19 protein-coding genes and 2 tRNA genes are annotated in these 20,726 nt (G+C 72.4%); 8 read left to right on the top strand and 13 right to left on the bottom strand.

Features of this window, described 5'->3' with window-relative positions; translation table 11 throughout:
- Positions 1 to 80: 80 nt before the first annotated feature.
- On the top strand, positions 81 to 1,052 hold the full coding sequence (locus tag BGK67_RS23125; protein WP_069921875.1) for a helix-turn-helix domain-containing protein: 972 nt from the start codon (positions 81 to 83) through the stop codon (positions 1,050 to 1,052).
- A gap of 343 nt (positions 1,053 to 1,395) precedes the next feature.
- Here BGK67_RS23125 and def read toward each other — a convergent pair whose 3' ends face one another.
- The 8 genes from def to BGK67_RS23085 all read right to left on the bottom strand — a co-directional run bounded on the left by def (position 1,396) and on the right by BGK67_RS23085 (position 8,989).
- Positions 1,396 to 2,040, bottom strand: a complete 645-nt coding sequence (def, locus tag BGK67_RS23120) for a peptide deformylase (RefSeq protein WP_069921874.1) — start codon at positions 2,038 to 2,040, stop codon at positions 1,396 to 1,398.
- 57 nt (positions 2,041 to 2,097) lie between these two features.
- On the bottom strand, positions 2,098 to 3,099 hold the full coding sequence (locus tag BGK67_RS23115; protein WP_069921873.1) for a tetratricopeptide repeat protein: 1,002 nt from the start codon (positions 3,097 to 3,099) through the stop codon (positions 2,098 to 2,100).
- A 105-nt stretch (positions 3,100 to 3,204) separates the two neighbouring features.
- Positions 3,205 to 4,473 (bottom strand): HD-GYP domain-containing protein, encoded by a 1,269-nt coding sequence (locus tag BGK67_RS23110; protein WP_069921872.1) that lies wholly within the window; start codon positions 4,471 to 4,473, stop codon positions 3,205 to 3,207.
- Positions 4,470 to 6,011: an HD-GYP domain-containing protein gene (locus tag BGK67_RS23105; RefSeq protein ID WP_069921871.1), complete on the bottom strand. Its 1,542-nt coding sequence runs from the start codon at positions 6,009 to 6,011 to the stop codon at positions 4,470 to 4,472. The genes BGK67_RS23110 and BGK67_RS23105 overlap by 4 nt, the downstream gene beginning before the upstream one ends.
- 215 nt (positions 6,012 to 6,226) lie before the next feature.
- Entirely contained in the window at positions 6,227 to 6,544 is a 318-nt protein-coding gene (rsrA, locus tag BGK67_RS23100; RefSeq protein ID WP_069921870.1) for a mycothiol system anti-sigma-R factor, read from the bottom strand.
- A complete protein-coding gene (locus BGK67_RS23095; protein WP_030709911.1) occupies positions 6,541 to 7,185 on the bottom strand; it encodes a sigma-70 family RNA polymerase sigma factor in 645 nt (214 codons plus the stop codon). The genes rsrA and BGK67_RS23095 overlap by 4 nt, the downstream gene beginning before the upstream one ends.
- 324 nt (positions 7,186 to 7,509) lie before the next feature.
- Complete coding sequence (locus BGK67_RS23090; RefSeq protein ID WP_107488843.1) at positions 7,510 to 8,151, bottom strand: alpha/beta hydrolase family protein; 642 nt, start codon at positions 8,149 to 8,151, stop codon at positions 7,510 to 7,512.
- Between the two features lie 19 nt (positions 8,152 to 8,170).
- Entirely contained in the window at positions 8,171 to 8,989 is an 819-nt protein-coding gene (locus BGK67_RS23085; protein ID WP_069921868.1) for an SOS response-associated peptidase, read from the bottom strand.
- Positions 8,990 to 9,069: 80 nt separating this feature from the next.
- Here BGK67_RS23085 and BGK67_RS23080 point away from each other — a divergent pair, with 80 nt between their 5' ends.
- The 4 genes from BGK67_RS23080 to BGK67_RS23065 all read left to right on the top strand — a co-directional run bounded on the left by BGK67_RS23080 (position 9,070) and on the right by BGK67_RS23065 (position 12,628).
- The gene (locus BGK67_RS23080; RefSeq protein ID WP_069921867.1) at positions 9,070 to 9,783 is read left to right on the top strand and encodes a M50 family metallopeptidase; all 714 of its coding nucleotides are present in this window, start codon (positions 9,070 to 9,072) and stop codon (positions 9,781 to 9,783) included.
- A gap of 53 nt (positions 9,784 to 9,836) precedes the next feature.
- Positions 9,837 to 11,192, top strand: a complete 1,356-nt coding sequence (aroA, locus tag BGK67_RS23075; protein WP_069921866.1) for a 3-phosphoshikimate 1-carboxyvinyltransferase — start codon at positions 9,837 to 9,839, stop codon at positions 11,190 to 11,192.
- A gap of 9 nt (positions 11,193 to 11,201) precedes the next feature.
- Positions 11,202 to 12,212, top strand: coding sequence for a ribosome small subunit-dependent GTPase A (gene rsgA, locus BGK67_RS23070; protein ID WP_069921865.1), 1,011 nt, complete (start codon positions 11,202 to 11,204; stop codon positions 12,210 to 12,212).
- 92 nt (positions 12,213 to 12,304) lie between these two features.
- Complete coding sequence (locus BGK67_RS23065) at positions 12,305 to 12,628, top strand: DMT family transporter (protein ID WP_069921864.1); 324 nt, start codon at positions 12,305 to 12,307, stop codon at positions 12,626 to 12,628.
- Here the strand turns inward: BGK67_RS23065 and BGK67_RS23060 are convergent.
- Positions 12,594 to 13,133, bottom strand: a complete 540-nt coding sequence (locus BGK67_RS23060; protein ID WP_069921863.1) for a TetR/AcrR family transcriptional regulator — start codon at positions 13,131 to 13,133, stop codon at positions 12,594 to 12,596. The two genes, BGK67_RS23065 and BGK67_RS23060, sit on opposite strands and share 35 nt — an antisense overlap.
- 113 nt (positions 13,134 to 13,246) lie before the next feature.
- Between BGK67_RS23060 and hisN the strand changes: the two genes are divergently transcribed.
- The 3 genes from hisN (at position 13,247) to BGK67_RS23045 (ending at position 15,271) form a co-directional block, all read left to right on the top strand.
- Complete coding sequence (hisN, locus tag BGK67_RS23055) at positions 13,247 to 14,050, top strand: histidinol-phosphatase (protein WP_069921862.1); 804 nt, start codon at positions 13,247 to 13,249, stop codon at positions 14,048 to 14,050.
- Positions 14,051 to 14,211: 161 nt separating this feature from the next.
- On the top strand, positions 14,212 to 14,604 hold the full coding sequence (locus BGK67_RS23050) for a CBS domain-containing protein (RefSeq protein ID WP_069921861.1): 393 nt from the start codon (positions 14,212 to 14,214) through the stop codon (positions 14,602 to 14,604).
- 250 nt (positions 14,605 to 14,854) lie between these two features.
- On the top strand, positions 14,855 to 15,271 hold the full coding sequence (locus BGK67_RS23045; RefSeq protein WP_069921860.1) for a Fur family transcriptional regulator: 417 nt from the start codon (positions 14,855 to 14,857) through the stop codon (positions 15,269 to 15,271).
- Positions 15,272 to 15,393: 122 nt separating this feature from the next.
- On the opposite strand, the gene BGK67_RS23040 is transcribed toward BGK67_RS23045, so the two are convergent.
- From BGK67_RS23040 to BGK67_RS23025, 4 genes are all read right to left on the bottom strand, one after another.
- Positions 15,394 to 15,467 (bottom strand) — tRNA-Met (locus tag BGK67_RS23040).
- Positions 15,468 to 15,547: 80 nt separating this feature from the next.
- Entirely contained in the window at positions 15,548 to 17,404 is a 1,857-nt protein-coding gene (locus tag BGK67_RS23035) for a tetratricopeptide repeat protein (RefSeq protein WP_069921859.1), read from the bottom strand.
- A 193-nt stretch (positions 17,405 to 17,597) separates the two neighbouring features.
- Positions 17,598 to 17,671, bottom strand: a tRNA-Met gene (locus tag BGK67_RS23030).
- A 54-nt stretch (positions 17,672 to 17,725) separates the two neighbouring features.
- Positions 17,726 to 20,608 carry a UPF0182 family membrane protein gene (locus tag BGK67_RS23025; RefSeq protein WP_069921858.1) on the bottom strand — a complete coding sequence of 961 codons (2,883 nt, stop codon included), beginning with the start codon at positions 20,606 to 20,608 and terminating at the stop codon, positions 17,726 to 17,728.
- Between the last annotated feature and the right edge of the window lie 118 nt (positions 20,609 to 20,726).

Raw genomic sequence — 20,726 nt, 5'->3', positions numbered from 1 at the left:
ACTCCACTCTCGCGAGGGCGCCGACAACGGGACAGTGGCAGGACTGTCATGGAGGAGCGAATTACTGCCACACTGGGGCCATGCCTTTGAACAACGTGGCCGTGGCCGTCGTCAACGGGGTCGCCCCCTTCGAGCTGGGCATCTTCTGCGAGGTGTTCGGCATCGACCGCAGCGCCATGGGTCTGCCCACGTACGACTTCGCCGTGTGCGCGGCCGAGGACGACAAGGTGGTCAGCGGCGACGGCCTCTTCGACCTCACGCTCCACCACGGGCTGGATCGGCTGGAGGAGGCGGACCTGGTCTGCCTCCCCGCCGATCGGACGGCGCCCACCCGCGACTATCCCGAACCCCTGCTGGCCGCCCTGAACCGGGCCGTGGACCGGGGTGCGCGGGTGCTGAGCGTGTGCAGCGGCGCCTTCCTGCTGGGCGCGGCCGGGCTGCTGGAGGGCCGGCGCTGCACCACGCACTGGATGCACGCGCCCGCACTGCGGCGGCGTTTCCCGCGGGCGCTGGTCGACCCCGACGTGCTGTACGTGGACGAGGGCTCGGTGATCACCGCGGCCGGCACCGCCTCCGGGATCGACGCGTGCCTGCACGTCGTCCGGCAGGAGCAGGGCGCCGAGGTGGCCAACACCATCGCGCGGCGCATGGTCGTACCGCCCCACCGGGACGGCGGGCAGGCCCAGTTCATCCAGCGGCCGCTGCCCCGCACGACCTGCGACACGGTGGGCGAGGTGATCGGGTGGATGGCCCGCCACCTGGAGGAGGAGATCACCGTCGAGCAACTCGCCGAGCGCGCGCACATGTCACCGCGCACCTTCGCCCGCCGCTTCCTCCAGGAGACCGGCACCACCCCCTACCAGTGGGTGCTGCGCCAGCGGGTCCTGCTCGCCCAGGAGTTGCTGGAAAGCACCGACGAGACCGTCGACGCCATCGCCGGCCGCTGCGGCTTCGGGACCGCGGCCGCCCTGCGCCACCATTTCCTGCGGACGCTCGACACCACCCCGAACGCCTTTCGGCGTACGTTCCGGGGCCCGCGGGCCGTGGCCTGACCCCGGCCTGATCCCGTACCCGATCCCCGACCGGATCCGGCCCGGCCCCCGGCCCGACCTTGGCCGAGACTCGGCCGCCTTTGGCCCAAAGCAGCCCCTTGCGTAGTCGGGCGGTGGCGTACCGTGATGACGCCCGGCCGTCGCCCCCGCACCGGCGCCCCGGCCGTGCGCACCGCTCATCACAGCTCAGGAGGGCCCGTATGTCCCGTACCGCCCGCACCCTCACCGCTGCCGCGGCCGCGGTCGCCGACAGCGGCTGGGGCTTCGCGCAGAAGTAGCCCGACGCGGCCGGGCCCCCGCTCCCCTCATGGGGAGCGGGGGCCCGGCCGCGTGCGCGGAAGGATCAGTCGTTCGGGACCGTCTCGTAGCGCGGGGTGCCCTCGGCCATCTGCCGCAGTGCGTCCTTGCGGTCGCGCTTCGAGAGCCGGTCGATGTACAGGTACCCGTACAGGTGGTCGGTCTCGTGCTGCAGGCAGCGCGCGAAGTAGCCGGTGCCGCGCACCTTGATCGGGTTGCCCTGCGCGTCCTGGCCCTCGACCTCGGCGTAGTCCGGACGGGCCAGCGAGGCGTACGCCGTCGGGACCGACAGGCAGCCCTCGTTGGAGTCGTCCAGCACCCGCGCGCCGGCCGGCAGCTCGACGAGCTTCGGGTTGACGACCACACCGGTGTGCCGCGCGCCCTCGTCGTCCGGGCAGTCGTAGACGAAGACCTTGGCGTCCACGCCGATCTGGTTCGCGGCCAGGCCCACGCCCTCGGCGGCCCGCTGGCTGGCGAACATGTCGTCGATCAGCTGCGCCAGCTCCTCGCCGAACTCGGTGACGTCCTTGCACTCCCGGTGCAGCACCGGGTTGCCGACCACCGTGATGGGGCGGGCGGTGCCGCGCTCCCGGTGGGCGAGCTCGCGCTCCGCACAGTCCACGGTGTCCACGACGTACCCGTCGTTCGCCTCGCCCGCGACCTCGACAACCTCGTTCTCCTGCTGCGCCATGTCCGCCGTACGCCTTCCCTAAGTCACCGATGTGCCCGTACAGCCTACGGCCCCGGCTCAGCAGACTTCCTCGAGATCCCGCCACTCCCGGGTGTCCGGGCTGTCGGCGACCCAGCCGTCCAGCAGCCCGCGCACCAGACCGGCCGGAGCCGCGATGCCGCACTCCCGCTCGGGCACCCACAGCGCCCCGGAGCCGGCCGTGCGGTGCCCCAGCGGCCCGGGGTGCCCCGGCTCGCTGTGGTCGTGCGGATCCAGGTGCTCCCCGTCGCCCTCGTCGCTCGGCATCTCGCTCTCCGAGCAGGTCCGGCACAGCAGCCGTACCGACGAGGACCAGTCCTCGGCGGCGAAGCCCGCGTCCGAGGCCAGCTGCTCCAGCGCGTTGCGGTCCGCCTCGCCGGCCGCCTCCAGCAGCACCACCCAGGTCGGCACGGGCGACGGCGCCCACAGCTCGATCTCGTCGAAGACGGGGTACGAGGGCCCGGCCGCGGTGACCCGCTCGCCGTGCGGGACCCCGTCGTGGAGCACCACCTCGCCCCAGCGCCGCCCCGAGGAGGGCAGCGGGATCGACAGGACCTCCATCCGGGCCGGATCCAGCCGCCGGCCCCAGACCACTTCGGCCTCGCCCTCGGGCGACAGCCGCACGGCCGCGCTGCCGAGCTCCATGCCCACCGGTTCGCCGCTGTTCTTCCCGCCCGCGCCGTGCCCGTCCCCGGGCACCTTCAGCCCGTACGCCTGCCAGGCCCGCCGGGCCAGCGGCCAGTCCTGGAGCGCGGTCGCTGCGATGCCGACGTTCCACCAGTCCGGGGCGCCCGTCTCGCGGTCCAGCAGGGCCACGGCGCGCAGTCCGGCGGCCCTCGCCTGCTCCCAGTCGTGCCGGAACTTGTGCAGCAGGGCCAGATTGAACCAGGACTCGGACAGCCAGGGTTCCAGGTCCGCGGCCCTGGTCAGGAGCGCGCCCGCGTCCTCGTACCGACCGTCCCCGATCAGCGTGAACGCGCGGTCGGTGGCCTGCCGCCACGAGGCGGAGGGCCGATGCCGTACCTTCCCGAAGATCCTCACGATTCCCGCCTGCCGGTCCGACGGTGCAGCCTTGCGGACACTCTGACTCTCACTCTTACTGGCATCCAACCATGCCCACTCGGACGGCCGCTCATTACCCATGGGTTACCCAGGTGGGACGGGAACAACTCTGTCACGTCCGCCGCTGGCCAGAACCCTCGCCAGGCACTCCACGACCTCCGGCTGGTAGTCGTGCCCGGTGCCCAGGCGGAGCTCTTCCAGGGCCGCCAGTGAGCCGCCCGGGTGACGGTCCCCGCCCACCAGGTCGTCGTACGCGTTCACCGCCCGCACGATGCGCGCGGCGACGGGCTGCTCCCGGTACGGCTCGGCCTGCCGCTCCACGACCACGGCCACCTCGGAGGGCACCCCGGTCCGGCGGGCCACCTCCCCGCCGAGCTCCGCGATCCGGCGGGCCTCGGCGGCGGGCAGGACCGCGGTGGCCCCGTCCGGAACGGGGTCGACCAGGGAGAGCTGCCCGATGTCGTGCATCAGGGCCGCGTACTCCAGGACCGTGAGCTCCCGCTCCGACAGCCCCAGCTCCCGGCCGACGGCGCAGCTCAGGGCGGCGACCCGGCGGGCGTGGCCGGGCGGGGTGTAGCCGGCGATCTCCGTGGCCCGGGCCAGGGAGGTGATGGTCTGGCGGTATGTGGTGCGGATCGCGGTGATCCGGTGGAAGGACATCTGGGTCAGCAGCAGGGGCACGCTGAAGACGGGCAGGGCCCACAACCCGGCCCCGGCGACGCCGAGGGCCATCACCACGCCGGTCGCGCAGATCGCCGAGCCGATGCCGAGCTGGGCCCGCAGCTCGTCGCGCAGCAGGGGCCCGTACGGCCAGCCGGTGCGGGCCCGGGCGAGTACGGCCGCGAGCACGGCCTCGCACAGCGCGGTCAGGACGAGCAGGCAGAGCAGGAACAGCACGAGGTACGGGCCCTGGCCGAGCCGCTCCTCCAGCCGGCCCGAGTGGTGGAGCGGCTGGAAACAGACGGCGGCGAAGGCGACGGTCAGGACCCGCCGGGCCACGTGGTCCACGATGGGGACGTGGCCCCGGGCGATGTGCGGGACGATCCCGGCGAGGGCGGCCGCGACGACCACGACGACGATCTGCAGGACCCCGTGCCGGGTGGGCTGCCCGGCGTTCTGCCCGAGGAGGGCGTAGGCCAGGGCTCCGGCGGAGGCGAGGGGCGCGGGGCGTCGGTCGGCGGGTCCCGGCTCGGCTCGCGGGTCGCGGCGGGCGAGCTCGCCGATGGTGATCAGGATGCCGAAGGCCAGGGCGGTCCCGGGGTCGACGAGGCCGTTCCACAGGGTGTGGCCGAGGGCGGCGGCGGTGAGCGCACCGGCCGCGCCCCTCACGGTCCACCCGGCCGCGCCCCTCACGCCCCGCCCTCCCGCCGGCGGCGGGAGGGCGCGTCGGCGGCCTCGGGGCCGGCCGGGGCCTCGGCGGAGCCCGCGGGGCGCGGCCGTTCGCCGGGGCCCGCGCCGGCGGCGTCGGCGTGGCCGGCCGGCCGGGGGCCCTGGGCCGGCAGGCCGGCGAGGGCGGGCAGCCCCGGCCCGCCCCCGGCGGGATCCGGCCCGCTGATCACCTGGAGGTCGGCGTCGGAGGTGACCACCGGGTGCCAGCCGTGCCGTCCGATGGCCCCGGTCAGGGCCTCCACCATGGCCGGGTCGAACTGCGCCCCCGCGCACCGCTCCAGCTCCGCCAGGGCGACCGGCACCGGCCGGGCCCGGCTGTAGGACCGGGTCGAGGTCATCGCGTCGAAGGCGTCGGCCACCGCCACCACGCGGGCCAGCACCGGGATCTGCTCGCCGGCCAGCCCGTACGGGTATCCGGCGCCGTCGACCCGCTCGTGGTGGTGCAGGATCGCGGACCGGGCCTCCCCGACGAAGCCGATGCCGCGCACCATCTCGTGCCCGTACTCGGGGTGCAGTTCGATGATCCTGCGCTCCTGCGGGGTGAGCGGCCCGTCCTTGCGCAGCAGCCGGGTCGGGACGCCGAGCTTGCCCACGTCGTGCAGGATCCCGGCGATGCGGACGACCTCGAGGCGGTCCTCGGACATGCCCAGCTCGCGGGCGATCATCGCGGAGGCCTGGCCGACGCGCTCGCTGTGGCCCCGCGTGTAGCGGTCCTTGATGTCGACGGCCTGGACGAGGGCGCGGATGGTGGCCTGGTGGGCCGCGCGTTCGCGGTGGTACTGGGCGAAGACCCAGCAGGAGATGTACATCGGCAGCAGGACGAGGAGCGCGGCCGGGAGCCCGTAGGGGCTGCGCCACATGACGGCCATCATCAGTCCGGCGAGGCCGTGCACGCAGTGGGGGGCGAGGGAGCGGGTGAGCAGTCCGCGCCAGGCGGTGGCGGCCGGGCGGCGCTCCGCGGCGGCCAGGATGCCCCCGTCGAGTGCGGTGAGCACCAGGCAGAAGACGACGGCCGCGGCCGCCGCGGGGAGCAGTGCGTAGGGGAAGTCGGCCACCCAGACGGGCGGGCCCGCCGGACCGGCGGGCCCGGATTCGGCCGGGGAGCCGAGCGCGGCCGGGCCGCGCAGCAGCCGGAACGTTTGCCCTGCGGCCCACGCGGCCAGCGCCTGCTGCGCTCCGTGCCACACCCGGCGCACCCACGCGGGCCGCTGGACCACGGTCCCCGCGAGCCCGCCCGGCAGCGCCACGAGGGCGGCGGCTTCGGGCGGCAGGAGGAGGACGGCGGCGAGCACCACGGGGAAGAAGGAGCCGATGCCCTCGGGCACCTTGCCGCCCAGCAGCGGGCAGACCTTCACGAGCTCGCAGCCGAGGTAGAGCACGGCGAGCAGGGCGACCGCGGCCCAGGGCGTACCGGAATCGGTGAGGGCGGGTGCGGCACAGGCCAGGGCGGCGAGGACGGCGCACAGGATGTACGCGCGCGCCGCCGGCGGAAGTACCCGCATGGCGCTCTCCCTCCCCGGTGCCGTGCCAGGAATCCAGGTACCGAATCAAACCAGCACCGGATGGGGAGAATAAGTGGGGCCCCTGGAGTAGCGGGCCACATTTTCACATCGGGCCATACGGACGCCCCCGGATTAGCACCTTCGGGTGAACGAAGTGCTGTTCCGGGAGCGCGGGTTGTGTCACCCGGCCGACCGGACGGCCGGCGGATGGGTGATCAGCCGGCGGCCGGGTTGTCCGCGGCCACGTCGGCGGTGACGTCGTGCTCGGGCACGGCCTGTCCCGACCGGATCAGCTCGATCCGCCCCATCACCTTGGACCGCAGGTCGCTCGGCACGTCGTCCGACCCGCAGCAGCGCTTCACCAGCTTCTTCACGGCCTGCTCCAGGCCGTACTTCTCCAGACAGGGGCTGCACTCGCCGAAGTGCGTCTCGAACTTCGTGCAGTCGCTGTCGGGCATCTCCCGGTCGAGGAACTCGTAAAGGTGGTCCAGGACCTCAGAGCACTCCGTCTCGTGCGGCTCTCCGCAACTCATGAGCCCGAGCCTTTCCGGTCGTTCGACTCTCCCGCGCCCGCGGGAACCAGCCCGCGTTCACGGGCATAGTCCTCCAGCATTCCGCGGAGTTGACGGCGGCCACGGTGCAGTCGCGACATGACCGTACCGATGGGTGTACCCATGATGTCGGCGATCTCCTTGTACGCAAAGCCCTCTACGTCGGCAAGGTAGACCGCGATGCGGAACTCCTCCGGAATGGCCTGGAGCGCCTCCTTCACATCCGAATCGGGCAGGTGGTCGAGCGCCTGCGACTCGGCCGAGCGCAGCCCGGTCGACATGTGCGACTCGGCGCGCGCCAGCTGCCAGTCCTCGATCTCCTCCGCGGCGCTGCGCTGGGGTTCGCGCTGCTTCTTGCGGTAGGAGTTGATGAAGGTGTTGGTCAGGATGCGGTACAGCCACGCCTTCAGGTTGGTGCCCTCGCGGAACTGGTGGAAGGACGCGTACGCCTTCGCGTACGTCTCCTGGACCAGGTCCTCGGCGTCGGCCGGGTTGCGCGTCATGCGCAGCGCGGCCGAGTACATCTGGTCGAGGTAGCCGAGGGCGTCCCGCTCGAAGCGCGCGTTGCGCTCCGGGGTCGTCTCCTCCGCGTGGCCTTCGTCGGTCCCAGCGACAGGACCCACCTCCTCCGACTGCGTGGCGGCTTCGAGAGCGGAGCCGCTCGAATCGGAGAATAGTCGACCATCCCGGCCCCCCGCCGCCCGAAGCGTGCTGCGCTTGGGGCTGGGGAGAACCGTCCAGTCCAGGTCAGTGGCCTGCCGACGGTTCTGACTGATGAGCTGGGTCATGCGCTCCCTCTCCTCCGACAAGTCCCTGTACGTACCGACACCCGGCACAACAGACGGTGCGGGCCCCGCATTCCCCGGGGCGGGAGCGGCTTTCGGCCCGGTCGCCGGGCGGGCACGGGAGGGGTGATCCGGATCACCCGGGCGTCCATCGGGTCTCGATCAGACCTCGAGCGCGGTGAGCCATTCGGCCACTGTCCCGGTGATCAGGCCGAGGGCGGCCTCCTGGGTGACGTCCGCCTTCTTGGGCACGGCGAAGCCGTGGTCGCCGTGGGGGACCTCCACCAGCGTGTACGTGCCTCCCGGCGGGAACTCCTCCGGGCGCCCGAAGGGATCGCGGCCGCCCTGGACCACCAGCGCGGGCCGTCCGGCGCCGAGCAGCTCCTCGGCCCTGGACTTCTCCGGCCGGCCCGGCGGGTGCAGCGGGAAGGCCAGCGCCAGCACCCCGGCGGCGCCCAGTTCGGCCGCGGTCCGGCAGGCGACCCGGGCCCCGGCGCTGCGGCCGCCGGCGACCACGGGCAGGCCGGGCTCCGCGAGGGCCGGCCACAGTCCGCGCCACCCCGCGTCGAGCACCTTGGGCGCGGCGGCGACCTTCTTCCCGGCGACCCGCCAGGGCTGTTCCACCAGGGCCACGGTGATCCCGCGGGCGGGCAGGGCGGCGGCCAGCGCCTGGAGGTCCCGGGCCTCGATCCCGCCGCCGGCCCCGTGGCTCACGGCGAGCACGAGCCGGGCCGCGCGGGCGGTGTGCCAGGTGATGCGGGCCTCGCCCGCCGGGGTCTCGACGCTCTGCGCAGGGGTGCTCATGGGCCCCATCCTGCCCGGGTCAGAAGAGGGTGCCCTCTTCCGGCGCGGCCAGTTCGGCCAGCAGCTCCGGCGCGTTGTTGCGTACGTTGCTCACGGCGGTGGACACCGGGTAGGCCCGCATGAGGCCGCCCGGCGGCGGCGACAGCAGCGCGCGCAGCGAACCCTCGGTGTCGGTGTTCGCGGGGTCCAGCCAGGCGTCCCAGCGGTCGGGGGTCAGCATGAGCGGCATCCGGGGGTGGATCTCGGACAGGGAGCGCGGGCCCTCGGCGGGAGCCACGGCCAGCGGCCCGGTCTCGGCCTCGGCGGTGATCACCGAGCAGGTGACCCACCAGGCGAGCGGGTGCGCGTCGGGCAGGGTCCGGTCGCGCCAGAACTCGTATATGCCGGCCATGGCGAAGACGGAGCCGTCGGCGGGGAGCACGAAGTAGGGCTGCTTGCGGGCCCGCTTCTTCTTCCCCTCCACCTCCAGCTCCCGCTCGTCGTGGGCGGTGACCCACTCGTAGTAGCCGTCGGCGGGGACGATGCAGCGGCGCTGCGCGAAGGGGCGGCGGAAGGAGGGCTTCTCGGCGAGGGTCTCCGACCGGGCGTTGATCATCCGGGCGGCGCCGTCGGGGTTCTGGGCCCAGGAGGGCACGAGACCCCATTTCAGGGTGCGCAGCTGGCGAACCGGACGGGGGTCGGACGCGTCTTTGAGGGGGCGGTCGAGGACGACGTGGACCTGCTTGGTCGGCGCCACGTTGAAGTCGGGGGCCAGGGTCTCCTCGGGCTCCCATTTCTCGATGCCGAAGGCCTCCACCAGGTCCTCGGGCCCACGACTCGCTGCAAACCGTCCGCACATGCCTGCCACACTGCCATGTCGCCCCCCGGCCACCGCTGGGAGGTGCCCACCGAACCCCACCGCGAGGAGTCCGCCCCTTCATGGACAGCAGCAGCACGGCCGGCCTGTGGGACCGGCTCACGGGTATACAGACCGCGCCCGACCTGTGGCTGGTGATCGCGACCGGCGTGGTCGCCCTGGCCGCGGTGGGCCCGCGCCCGCTGTGGCGGCTGTCGCGCAACGCGGTGACCATCGCGCACGAGGGCGGCCACGGCCTGCTGGCGCTGCTGACCGGGCGGCGGCTCGACGGGATACGGCTGCACTCCGACACCAGCGGGGTCACGGTCAGCCGGGGCAAGCCGACCGGGCTGGGCATGATCCTGACCGCCGCCGCCGGCTACACCGCGCCCTCGCTGCTGGGGCTCGGCGGGGCGGCGCTGCTGTCCGCGCACCGGATCACGCTGCTCCTGTGGGCGGCCACCGCCCTGCTGGTGGCGATGCTGGTGATGATCCGCAACGCCTACGGGGCGCTGACCGTGCTGGTGACCGGGGGGACCTTCGTGCTGGTGTCCTGGCTGGCTCCGGCCGAGGTGCAGGCCGTCTTCGCGTACGCCGTGGTGTGGTTCCTGCTGCTCGGCGGCGTCCGGCCGGTCTTCGAGCTCGGAGCCAAGCGCCGGCACGGCGGAGCGCCGGATTCGGACGCCGACCAGCTCGGCCGGCTCACCCACGTGCACCCGGTGGTGTGGCTGCTCCTCTTCCACGTCGTCGCGCTGTGCTCGCTGGTGGGCGGCGGCCGTTGGCTTCTCGCCCTCTGAGACGCCCCAGCGATCAAGATCCGGGGTCGGGCGGAGCCACTAAAGTGGGGGCCATGACCGAGACCCCCGCGCTCCCCGCCCTCTGGCCCGCCCCGATCGCCGACGCTGCCGTCCACGCCACCGTCACCGTGCCGGGTTCCAAGTCGGTCACCAACCGTGCCCTCGTGCTCGCCGCGCTCGCCGCCGAGCCGGGCTGGGTGCGCCGCCCGCTGCGTTCTCGCGACTCCCGGCTGATGGCGGACGCCCTGCGCGCGATGGGCGTGGGCATCGAGGAGACCGTCTCCTCCAGCTCGGCGGGCGCCGCCGCGAGCGGCGAGGCCTGGCGGATCATCCCGGCCGCCCTGCACGGCCCGGCCACCGTCGACGTCGGCAACGCGGGCACGGTCATGCGCTTCCTGCCGCCCGTCGCCACCCTCGCCGACGGCGACATCCGCTTCGACGGCGACCCGCGCTCCTACGAGCGCCCGCTGGGCCAGGTCATCGACGCCCTGCGCACCCTCGGCGCCCGGATCGACGACGACGGCCGCGGCGCACTGCCGCTGACCGTGCAGGGCGGCGGGGCGCTGGAGGGCGGCGTCGTCGAGATCGACGCCACCAACTCCTCCCAGTTCGTCTCCGCGCTGCTGCTCTCCGCCCCGCGTTTCAACCAGGGCGTCGAGGTGCGGCACGTGGGCACCAACCTGCCGTCGATGCCGCACATCCGGATGACGGTGGAGATGCTGCGCGCGGCCGGCGCCCAGGTGGACACCCCCGAGGCGGGCGGCGAGAAGAACGTGTGGCGGGTGGCGCCCGGCGCGGTGCTCGGCCGCGACCTGGTGGTGGAGCCGGACCTGTCCAATGCCCAGCCCTTCCTGGCCGCGGCGCTGATCACGGGCGGTACGGTCACCATCCCCGACTGGCCGCGCCGCACCACGCAGCCCGGTGACGCGCTTCGCCGGATCTTCACGGAGATGGGCGGCTCCTGCGAGCTGACCGACGCGGGCCTGGTCTTCACCGGCACGGGCAAGATCCACGGCATCGACGTGGACCTGGGCGAGGTCGGCGAGCTCACCCCCGGCATCGCGGCGGTGGCGGCCCTGGCCGACTCGGAGTCGGTCCTGCGCGGCGTCCAGCACCTGCGCCTGCACGAGACGGACCGGCTGGCCGCGCTGACCAAGGAGATCAACGCGCTCGGCGGCGACGTCACCGAGACGCGGGACGGCCTGCGCATCCGGCCGCGCCCGCTGCACGGCGGCACCTTCCACACCTACGACGACCACCGGATGGCCACCGCGGGCGCGGTGATCGGCCTGGCGGTGGAGGGCGTGATGATCGAGAACGTGGCGACGACCGCGAAGACCCTGCCGGACTTCGCGCAGATGTGGGCGGACATGCTCGCAGGGGATTCCGCAGCGGGAGCGGGAGCGTAGGGCCGCGTCATGCGCAGGTACGGCAAGCACACCGACGAGGACGACATCCGCCAGCGGCCCAACCCCAAGGGCAACCGGCCGCGGACGAGCATCCGGCCCAAGCACGAGGACGCCTCCGAGGGCTTCGTCCTCACCGTCGACCGCGGGCGGCTGACCTGCCTGGTCGGGGACCGCTCGATCACCGCCATGAAGTCCAGGGAGCTGGGCCGCAAGGCGGCCGTGGTCGGGGACCGGGTCTGGATCGTCGGTGACCTGTCCGGCAGGAAGGACACCCTCGCCCGGATCGTACGGATCGAGGAGCGCAAGTCCGTCCTGCGGCGCACCGCCGACGACGACGACCCCTTCGAGCGGGTGGTCGTCGCCAACGCCGACCAGCTGGCCATCGTGACGGCCCTCGCCGACCCGGAGCCGCGGCCCAGGATGATCGACCGCTGCCTGGTGGCGGCGTACGACGCCGGCCTGGAACCGCTGCTGGTCCTCACCAAGTCCGATCTCACCTCCGCCGACAAGATCCTGGAGATCTACTCGACGCTCGGCGTGAACTACGTGGTGACCAACCGCGAGGAGCTCGCGACGGGCGACGCGGCCGACCGGGTGCGCGAACGGCTGAACGGCCGGATCACGGCCTTCGTCGGCCATTCGGGCGTCGGCAAGACCACCCTGGTCAACTCGCTGGTCGCCGAGGGCCGCCAGCGCGCCACCGGGCACGTGAACGCGGTCACCGGCCGCGGCCGGCACACCACGACCTCGGCGCTCGCGCTGCCGCTGCCGGGCGGTGACGGCTGGGTGATCGACACCCCGGGCGTGCGCTCCTTCGGCCTGCACCACGTGGACCCGTCCCGGGTGATCCTGGCCTTCCCGGACCTGGTGCCCGGCACCGAGGGGTGCCCGCGGGCGTGCAGCCACGACGAGCCGGACTGCGCGCTCGACAAGTGGGTGGAGGACGGCCACGCGGATCCGGCGCGGCTGTATTCGCTGCGGCGGCTGCTGGAGGCGCGGGAGCGGCGCGAGGGAGACTGACGAACCGTCAGGGTTTGCCGAAGATCGTGTCTGGACACATGCATAATCGCACCAAGTGGCGAGAAATCACGTGACGCGGGGAGGCATTCGACATGGCGTGGCTGCTCGTCGTGGTTGCGGGAATCCTGGAGACCGGCTTCGCCGTCTGCCTCAAGCTGTCGCACGGGTTCACCCGGCTCTGGCCGACCGTCGCCTTCGCCTGTTTCGCGCTCGGCAGCTTCGGCCTGCTCACCCTGGCCCTCAAGAAGCTGGACGTGGGTCCGGCGTACGCGGTGTGGACCGGGATCGGCGCCGCCGGGACGGCGATCTACGGCATGGTCTTCCTCGGCGACCTGGTCTCCACCCTCAAGCTCGTCTCGATCAGCCTGGTCATCCTCGGGGTCATCGGGCTGCAGCTGTCCGGTTCTGCGCACTGAGCAGCCGGAGCAGTTCCCCCGCCCCCGGCTCCTCCCCCGGGGCCACCACGTAGGACAGCGCGAGCCGTACGGCGAGCTCGCACCGCTGCGCGTCCTGCGCGGGCATGAGCGCGGCGGCCGCCCGGTCCCGAACGGCCCGGGCCAGCTCGCCGGGCCCGGGCGCGCGGCCCGCAGCGGGCAGGCCGGGCTCCCAGAAGCCGGTGAGCAGGGCCCGTACGAGGGGATGGGTGCGGGCCGCGCGCACGGTCCACTCCGCGACCGCGGCGAGCCGCTGGGAGGTCGGGGCGGGGGTGGACAGGGCCCGCTCGACCCCGTCGAGGTACCACTCGCTCTCGCGGCGGATCAGCGCGCGGCCCAGGCCCCCCTTGCCGCCGAACTCGTTGTACAGGGTCTGCCGGGAGACGCCGGCGGCCGCCGCCACGTCGACCATCCGCACGGACGGCCAGGGGCGCGCCGAGAGCGCCGCTCCCGCCGCCTCCAGCAAGGTTTCCCGGGCTGCCGGCATCGTCGCCTCCCACTGGGCCGTTCCCGCTGGGCTTCCCGGCCAGAGTTGACGGGGCGACAGATCCTGTCAAGGGCGCGTCCCGGCCGCGCCACCGGCCGCGATACTGTTCGGCCATGTCCGAGTATGACGATGACCTGCGCCTTGCCCTCGAACTCGCCGACGCCGCGGACGCCGCGACGATGGAGCGTTTCCGCGCCCTCGACCTTGAGGTCGAGACGAAGCCGGACATGACCCCGGTGAGCGAGGCAGACCGGGCCGCCGAGGAGATCATCCGCGCGGGCATCGCGGCCGCGCGGCCCGACGACGCGATCCTCGGCGAGGAGTACGGCCTCGAGGGTGACGGGCCGCGGCGCTGGGTCGTCGACCCGATCGACGGCACGAAGAACTACGTGCGCGGGGTCCCGGTCTGGGCGACCCTGATCTCCCTGATGGCGGAGGGCGAGGACGGCGTCTTCCGGCCCGTGGTGGGCGTGGTGTCCGCGCCCGCTCTGGGCCGGCGGTGGTGGGCGGTGCGGGGCGGCGGCGCGTTCGCGGGCGGTGCGCTCGGCGCGCCCGCGCCGATCGGCGTCTCGAAGGTGGGCGGGCTGGGTGACGCCTCGTTCGCCTACTCCTCGCTGAGCGGCTGGGAGGAGCAGGGCCGCCTGCCCGGGTTCCTCGATCTGACCCGCGCCTGCTGGCGCACCCGCGGCTACGGCGACTTCTGGCCGTACATGATGGTCGCGGAGGGCTCGCTGGACCTGTGCGCCGAGCCGGAGCTGAACCTGTGGGACATGGCGGCCATCGCGGTCGTGGTCCAGGAGGCCGGCGGCCGCTTCACCAGCCTGGACGGGGTGGACGGGGTGCACGGCGGGAACGCGGCCGCCTCGAACGGACTGCTCCACGAGGAGATGCTGGAGCTGCTGCGCCCGCGCGGCTGAGCAGGTTCCCGGGCATGTCCCTTTGCGGGCCCCCTTGTTGAGGGTGCGTGTCCGTGGGAATCTGAGAATCCTCCGCTTGTGCGCTTGTGAATCCTTTCTCGAGGATCCCGCGGGCGCACCACACCCAAGCGGAGGGACTCACCCAGGAGGTGGCTCTCTTCATGCTCGTCCGTGACGCAATGAGCTCCGTGATCCTCACCCTCGGACCCGCGCACACCCTGCGCCAGGCGGCCTGCCTGATGTCGGGGCGGCGCGTCGGCGCAGCCGTCGTACTCGACCCCGACAACAGCGGAATCGGCATCCTGACCGAGCGCGACATCCTCAACTCCATCGGCGCGGGCCACGATCCCGACCGCGAGACCGTGGGCGCGCACACCACCAACAACGTGGTGTTCTGCACCCCGGAGGCCACGGTGCAGGAGGCGGCCGAGGCCATGGCCAACGGCGGTTTCCGTCATCTGATCGTGCTGGAGCACGGCGGGCCGGTGGGCATCGTCTCCGTGCGCGACGTCATCCGCTGCTGGGTGCCCGCGCGGCGCACCGTCGCGGCATAGCGGACGACGGGCCGGAACCTTGGGGTTCCGGCCCGTCGCCTTGCCGCGGCAAGCGGCCGTGTCAGCCGCGGAGGGCCTGGACCGCTGCGTCGAGCCGCTTGCCGAAGCCACGTCCTTCGGTCCGTCGAACGTCGGACCGCGCGTACGCCGTACGCGATCCTACAATGGACATCATCCAATTTGAATAGAAGTCCAAGTCCGCATCGATTCGGGAGTTACACCGAATCCCCACACTGTTAGGCTTGCGGCTATGAGTGACCTGCTGGAACGACTTCGCGGACGCGGATGGCGCATGACCGCACAGCGGCGCGTCGTGGCCGAGGTGCTCGACGGTGACCACGTTCACCTGACGGCCGACGAGGTGCACGCGCGCGCCGTGGCCAAGCTGCCGGAGATCTCCCGGGCGACCGTCTACAACACGCTCGGTGAGCTCGTGACGCTCGGCGAGGTGCTGGAGGTCTCCACGGACCGCCGCGCCAAGCGCTACGACCCCAACGCCCACCGGCCCCACCAGCACCTGGTGTGCGCCCAGTGCGGCGCGATCCGCGACGTCCATCCGGCGGGCAACCCGCTGGCCGACCTGCCGGACACGGAGCGCTTCGGCTTCGTGGTGTCGGCGGTCGAGGTGACGTACCGCGGCGTCTGCCCGAACTGCGCCGGCGCCTGATCCCGGACACGAGGAGGGCCCGGATCCCCTGGGGTCCGGGCCCTCCTCTTTCCCTACCGCGCTTCACGTGTGAAAACGACTCAGGGCCCGGATCCATTGGATCCGGGCCCTGAGTCCTTCAGTAGCGGGGACAGGATTTGAACCTGCGACCTCTGGGTTATGAGCCCAGCGAGCTACCGAGCTGCTCCACCCCGCGTCGGTAAACACGACTTTACGTGAGGCGACACGGCAGATGCAAATCGGTTAACCGGCGCCGCCGCAGCCCCCGGCCCGGGATCAGGCCGAGAGCTCCTCGGCGAGGGCGTCGCGCAGCCGCGCCGCACGCTCCGAGACCTCCGCCGGACCCAGCTCCATGGCCCGGACGCACCACTTCTGCCCCTCGGCCAGGTCCCCGTGCCGCGCCGCCAGCAGGCCCAGCCGCAGGGCCGCACGGCCGTGGCCCGCCACCGCCGCGCGGGTCCACCACAGGGCGGCTTCCGGCTCGCTCCCCTCCCGGGCCAGCAGCAGCCCGAGGTTGAACGCGCCGTTGCGGGATCCGGCCTCGGCCGCCTCCCGGTACCAGCGCGCGGCGGCCGCCAGGTCGCCCCGCGCCGCGGCGAGCATGCCGACGCGCACCTGGGCCCGGCGGTGCCCCAGCTCGGCGGCCCGCTCGTACCACTCCTCGCTCTCGGTCCGCGGGGCGCTGCCCACCGGCTCGCCCAGCGCCACCGGCTCCGGGGGCGGGCCCAGCGACTCCAGCAGCGCGGCCAGCCGGAAGGCCGCCTCCGCGCTGCCACCGCCCGCCGCGCACCGCAGGTGGCGCTCGGCGGCCCGCTCCTCGCCGTCGCGCACCAGGGCGATGCCGACCTGGAGCGCGGCGTCGGTGTGACCCGCCGACGCGGCGCGCTCGTACCACTTCAGCGCCGTGCGGTCCTCGTCGCGGCTGGCGAACAGGATCCCGAGGTTGAAGGCGGCGTCCACGCTGCCCGCCTCGGCCGCCTTCGAGAACCACGGCTCCGCGCCCTCCGCGTCGCCGCCCTGGAGCAGCAGGATGGCGAGCGCGTTGGCCGCCTCGCGGTGGCCGGCGTAGGCCGCGCGCCGGTACCACTGCTCGGCCTGCGCGGTCCGGTCCTGTGCGACGCACAGCAAAGCAAGGTTGTACGCCCCGTTCTGGTCGCCCGCGTCCATGGCGGAGCGGTACCAGCGCTCCGCGGTCTGGGTCTCGCCACGGGCGGCGTGCAGCGCGCCGAGCGCGTTGGCGGCGTTGCCGTCGCCGTCCCGGGCGGCGCGGTGCCACCACGCGGCGGCGCTGTCCTCGTCCCCGGCGTCGCGCAGCAGGAAGCCCAGCGCGCAGGCCGCCCGGGCCTCGCCCTGCTTGGCGGAGGTCAGGTACCAGCGCCCGGCCTCCTTGAGCTCGCCGCGCGCCTCCAGCAGCGCGCCCAGGTGCAGCGCGGCACGCCGGTGCCCGCGCGCGGCGGCCTGCCGGTACCACTGCTCGGCCTCGGCGGGGTCGCCCTTGCGCAGGTGGCGGGCCAGCCGGTAGGCGGCTTCGCGGTGCCCCTGCTCCGCCGCGGCGCGGAACCACCGCTCCACGCCCTTGTCGCCGCGGTGCTCGAGGAGGTCGGCCAGGCCGTAAGCCCCCAGCGCGTGGCCGGATTCCGCCGCCTGGCGCAGCCAGTACTCGGCGGCGGGCTCGTCCCCGCGCTCGCGGAAGTGGCGGCCCAGCGCGTGGGCGGCCGGCGCGGATCCGGCCACGGCGGCCACCCGCCACCAGCCGGCCGCCTCCTCGGGGTAGCCCCGCTGGTGCAGCAGTACGCCCAGGTTGTTGGCGGCGGCGCGGTCCCCTTCCCCCGTGGCGCCGCGCAGGTACGGCTCGGCTCCGTCCAGGTCGCCGCGGCGCAGCAGCAGCGCGCCGAGCACGCTCATGGCGCCGGGGTCGCCCTTGTCGGCGGCCACCCGGTGCCGGGCCTCGAGCTCGGCGTCGCTCGCCGCGTCGGTCTCGGCGAACATTTCCTCCGCGAAATCCGCATCGGTCAGCGCGGTCTGCGCGTTGACAACGGGAGCCGGGTCACCGGCTCCCGTACCCGGCTCGGCATCCGTCCTCGCAAACCGCCCTGTCTCCAGCAGAGTTGACCTGTCCCCCATAAATCCCATCGTCGCATCACCTGCTACCCGCGTACACCTGGTATGTCGCAGCCAGTGAGGTCACTACAGCGTTTTGTCGACATGCCCATAGAGAGTCAAGTCAAACACGCTCCTGCCCCAACTCACCCGTCTCAGCTACCGCGTGTCCACTCCGGACATGACGAAGGCCCGGATCCCATTGGATCCGGGCCTTCGTCTTCAGTAGCGGGGACAGGATTTGAACCTGCGACCTCTGGGTTATGAGCCCAGCGAGCTACCGAGCTGCTCCACCCCGCGTCGGTGAAACCACAGTATCACGACGCGGGACCGAGCCATTACCGGTGCGAACCGTCAGCCTCCCGGCTTGGGTGCCGTCAGCTTCGCCTCCGCGTCGATCGCCCGCTTCAGCGCCGCCTTGATCTCGTCCTGCGCCTTGCCGAAGGCCGCCCAGTCGCCGGCCTGCCTGGCCTTCTCGGCGTCCTCGATGGCCCGCTGGGCGTCGGCGAGCGCCGCCTTCACCGTCGGGTCCGTCGTGGTCGGCGGCGGCGTGGTGCCGTCGGCCGGGGGCTCGGTCGGCGGCACCGGAGTGGTCGGGGCCTCGGCCCCGAAGACCACGTTCAGCGCCTTCTCCAGCGTGTCCTCGAACGCGGTCTGCCCGCCGTAGGTCACCAGCACCTTGCGCAGCAGCGGGTACTTCAGCCCCGAACTGCGCACGTACACCGGCTCCACGTAGAGCATTCCGCCGTCGAGCGGGACCGTGAGCAGGTTGCCGTACTCGACCTCCGAGTCACCGCCGCGCAGCAGGCGGATCGACTCGGCGATCTTCGGTTCGGACTGGAACTTGCTCTGGACCTGCTTGGGGCCGTCGACCGGCTTGCTGGTCGGCAGCTTCAGCAGGCTGATCTTGCCGTAGTCCGGGGTGCCCGGATCGGCGTTGACCGCCATGAAGGCGCTCAGGTTGTCCCGCTCGTTCGGCGTGAACGTCGTGGTGAGCGAGAAGACCTGGTCCTTGTCCGTCTGGCCCGGCAGCTTCATCGACAGGTAGTACGGCGGAACCGCCGTGCCGGCCTTGGTGGTCGGGTCGTCGGGGACGGCCCAGGCCTCACTGCCGCTGAGGAAGGTCTGCGGGTCGGTGACGTGGTAGCGGGTCAGCAGCTCGCGCTGGACCTTGAACAGGTCCTGCGGGTACCGCAGGTGGTCCATGAGCGGCTTGGAGATCTCGCCCTTGGGCTTGACCGTGCCCGGGAACGCCTTCATCCAGGTCCTCAGGACCGGGTCCTGGGTGTCCCACTGGTACAGGTCGACCGTGCCGTCGTACGCGTCGACGGTGGCCTTCACCGAGTTCCGGATGTAGTTGACCTGGTTCTCCTGCGCCACGACCGCGCGCTGGCTGTTGGTCAGCGAGTCCGCGGTGCTCTGGCCCAGGGTGGTGCGCGAGGCGTACGGGTAGCCGTTGGTGGTCGTGTAGGCGTCCACGATCCACTTGATCCGGCCGTCGACGACGGCCGGGTACGGGGCGCCGTCGATGGTCAGCCACGGGGCGACGGCCTCGACGCGCTCCTTGGGCGTGCGGTTGTACAGGATCCGCGAGCCGTCGCCGATGGCCCCCGAATAGAGGATCTGCGGCTCGCTGAAGCTCAGCGCGTACGCCGCCCGGTTGATCGGGTTGTCGAGGCTGACGCCGGACTTGCCGGTGTAGCTCGTCTCCTTCTCGCCCTTGTCGTCCGAGTAGTCGAGCTCCTTCTGCGGTCCGCCGACGATCGAGTACTGCTTCGTCTGCTCGCCGTAGTAGATCCGCTGCTCGAAGTCCGTGCCGAACATCCCCTTGGAGGGCAGGTCGGACTGGGTGAAGTCGGGAGCGCCCTGGTCACCGACGGTGGTGCCCTTGGCCGCGACCACGCCGTAGCCGTGCGTGTACTTGAAGTGGTCGTTGATCCAGTTGTTCTTCGGGATGCCCGCGATGTTCAGCTCGCGCAGCCCGATCACGGTGTCCTGGCCGTCGTACCGGTCCACGGCGAGCGTGGACGGGAAGGCGTAGTAGCCCTTGACCTGCTGGAGCTGCTGGAACGCCGGCGAGACGATGTTCGGGTCGAGGAGCCGGACGCTGGCGGTCGTGTCGGCCGCCTTGCGCAGCTGGTTCTTGTCCGTGCCCGCGGCCGGGACGCCCGGGTAGTCCTTGACCTCGGAGCCGGCGATCCCGTAGGCGTCGCGCGTCGCCTTGATGTTCTTCTGGACGTACGGCGATTCCTTGGCCTGCTCGTTCGGCTGGACCTGGAACTTCTGCACGATCGCCGGGTACAGCCCGCCGATCAGGATCGCCGAGAGCACCATCAGGCCGAAGCCGATGACGGGCAGCTGCCAGGTCCGGCGCCACAGCGTCGCGAAGAACAGCACGGCGCAGATCGCGGCGATGGCGACGAGGATCGTCTTCGCCGGGAGGTACGCGTTCGCATCGACATAGCGCAGGCCGGTCCAGTTGTCCGCCGCCTTGAAGTCACTGGACTTCACGGCGAGGCCGTACCGGTCGAGCCAGTACGCGATCGCCTTGAGCGTGACGAAGAGGCCGAGCAGCACCGACAGGTGGCCGGTGGCCGCGGCGGTGGCCCGGGCGCCCGGGCTGGTCACGCGCAGTCCGCCGTACAGGTAGTGCACGACGGCCGCGGCGATCACCGACAGCACGACCGCGGCGAAGCCGAAGCCGAGCAGGAAGCGGTACCAGGGCAGGTCGAAGGTGTAGAACGACACGTCCAGGTGGAACTCGGGGTCCTTCTGACCGAAGGGCACCCCGTTCACGTACATCAGCCAGGTCTTCCACTGGCCGGCCGCCGAGGCGCCCGCGATCAGGCCGACGAGGACGGCGATGCCCAGCAGCAGCCACTTCTTGTACGGGGCGACGCTCATCCGGTAGCGGTCGAGGCTCTGCTGCTCCATCGACATCGCGCTGAGCGGCGGCCGCAGCCGGTGCGCCAGCCAGATGTTGAACCCGACGGCACCGGCCATCAGCAGGCCGAAGACGGCGAAGAGGCCGATCTTGGTCCACAGCGTGGTGGTGAAGACGGTGGAGTACTTCACGGAGCGGAACCAGAGCCAGTCCGTCCAGAAGCCCGCGAACATGATGAAGAGCATGACCAGGACGGCCAGCACGCCCAAGGTCATGAGGAGAGTGCGGGCTCGCCTGGACGGGCGGCCGACTCTCATCCGTGGCCCCGAAGGGCCTCCGCCGCGGTCCGGCATCTGGAAAGCCAAGGTGCACACCTCTGAAAGTCGCTGAGTCTGGTATTCAACGGGGCCCCCGATCGTAGAGGCCACTCATGCAACTTACTGAGGCTTTAGTCAGTTCCCGGTATCCGGG

Origin of the sequence: Streptomyces subrutilus, from assembly GCF_001746425.1 — a bacterium.
In the GTDB taxonomy this organism is placed as follows: domain Bacteria; phylum Actinomycetota; class Actinomycetes; order Streptomycetales; family Streptomycetaceae; genus Streptomyces; species Streptomyces subrutilus_A.
The sequence above is the reverse complement of the archived record's forward strand: the minus strand, read 5'-3'. Positions and strand labels throughout refer to the sequence as shown.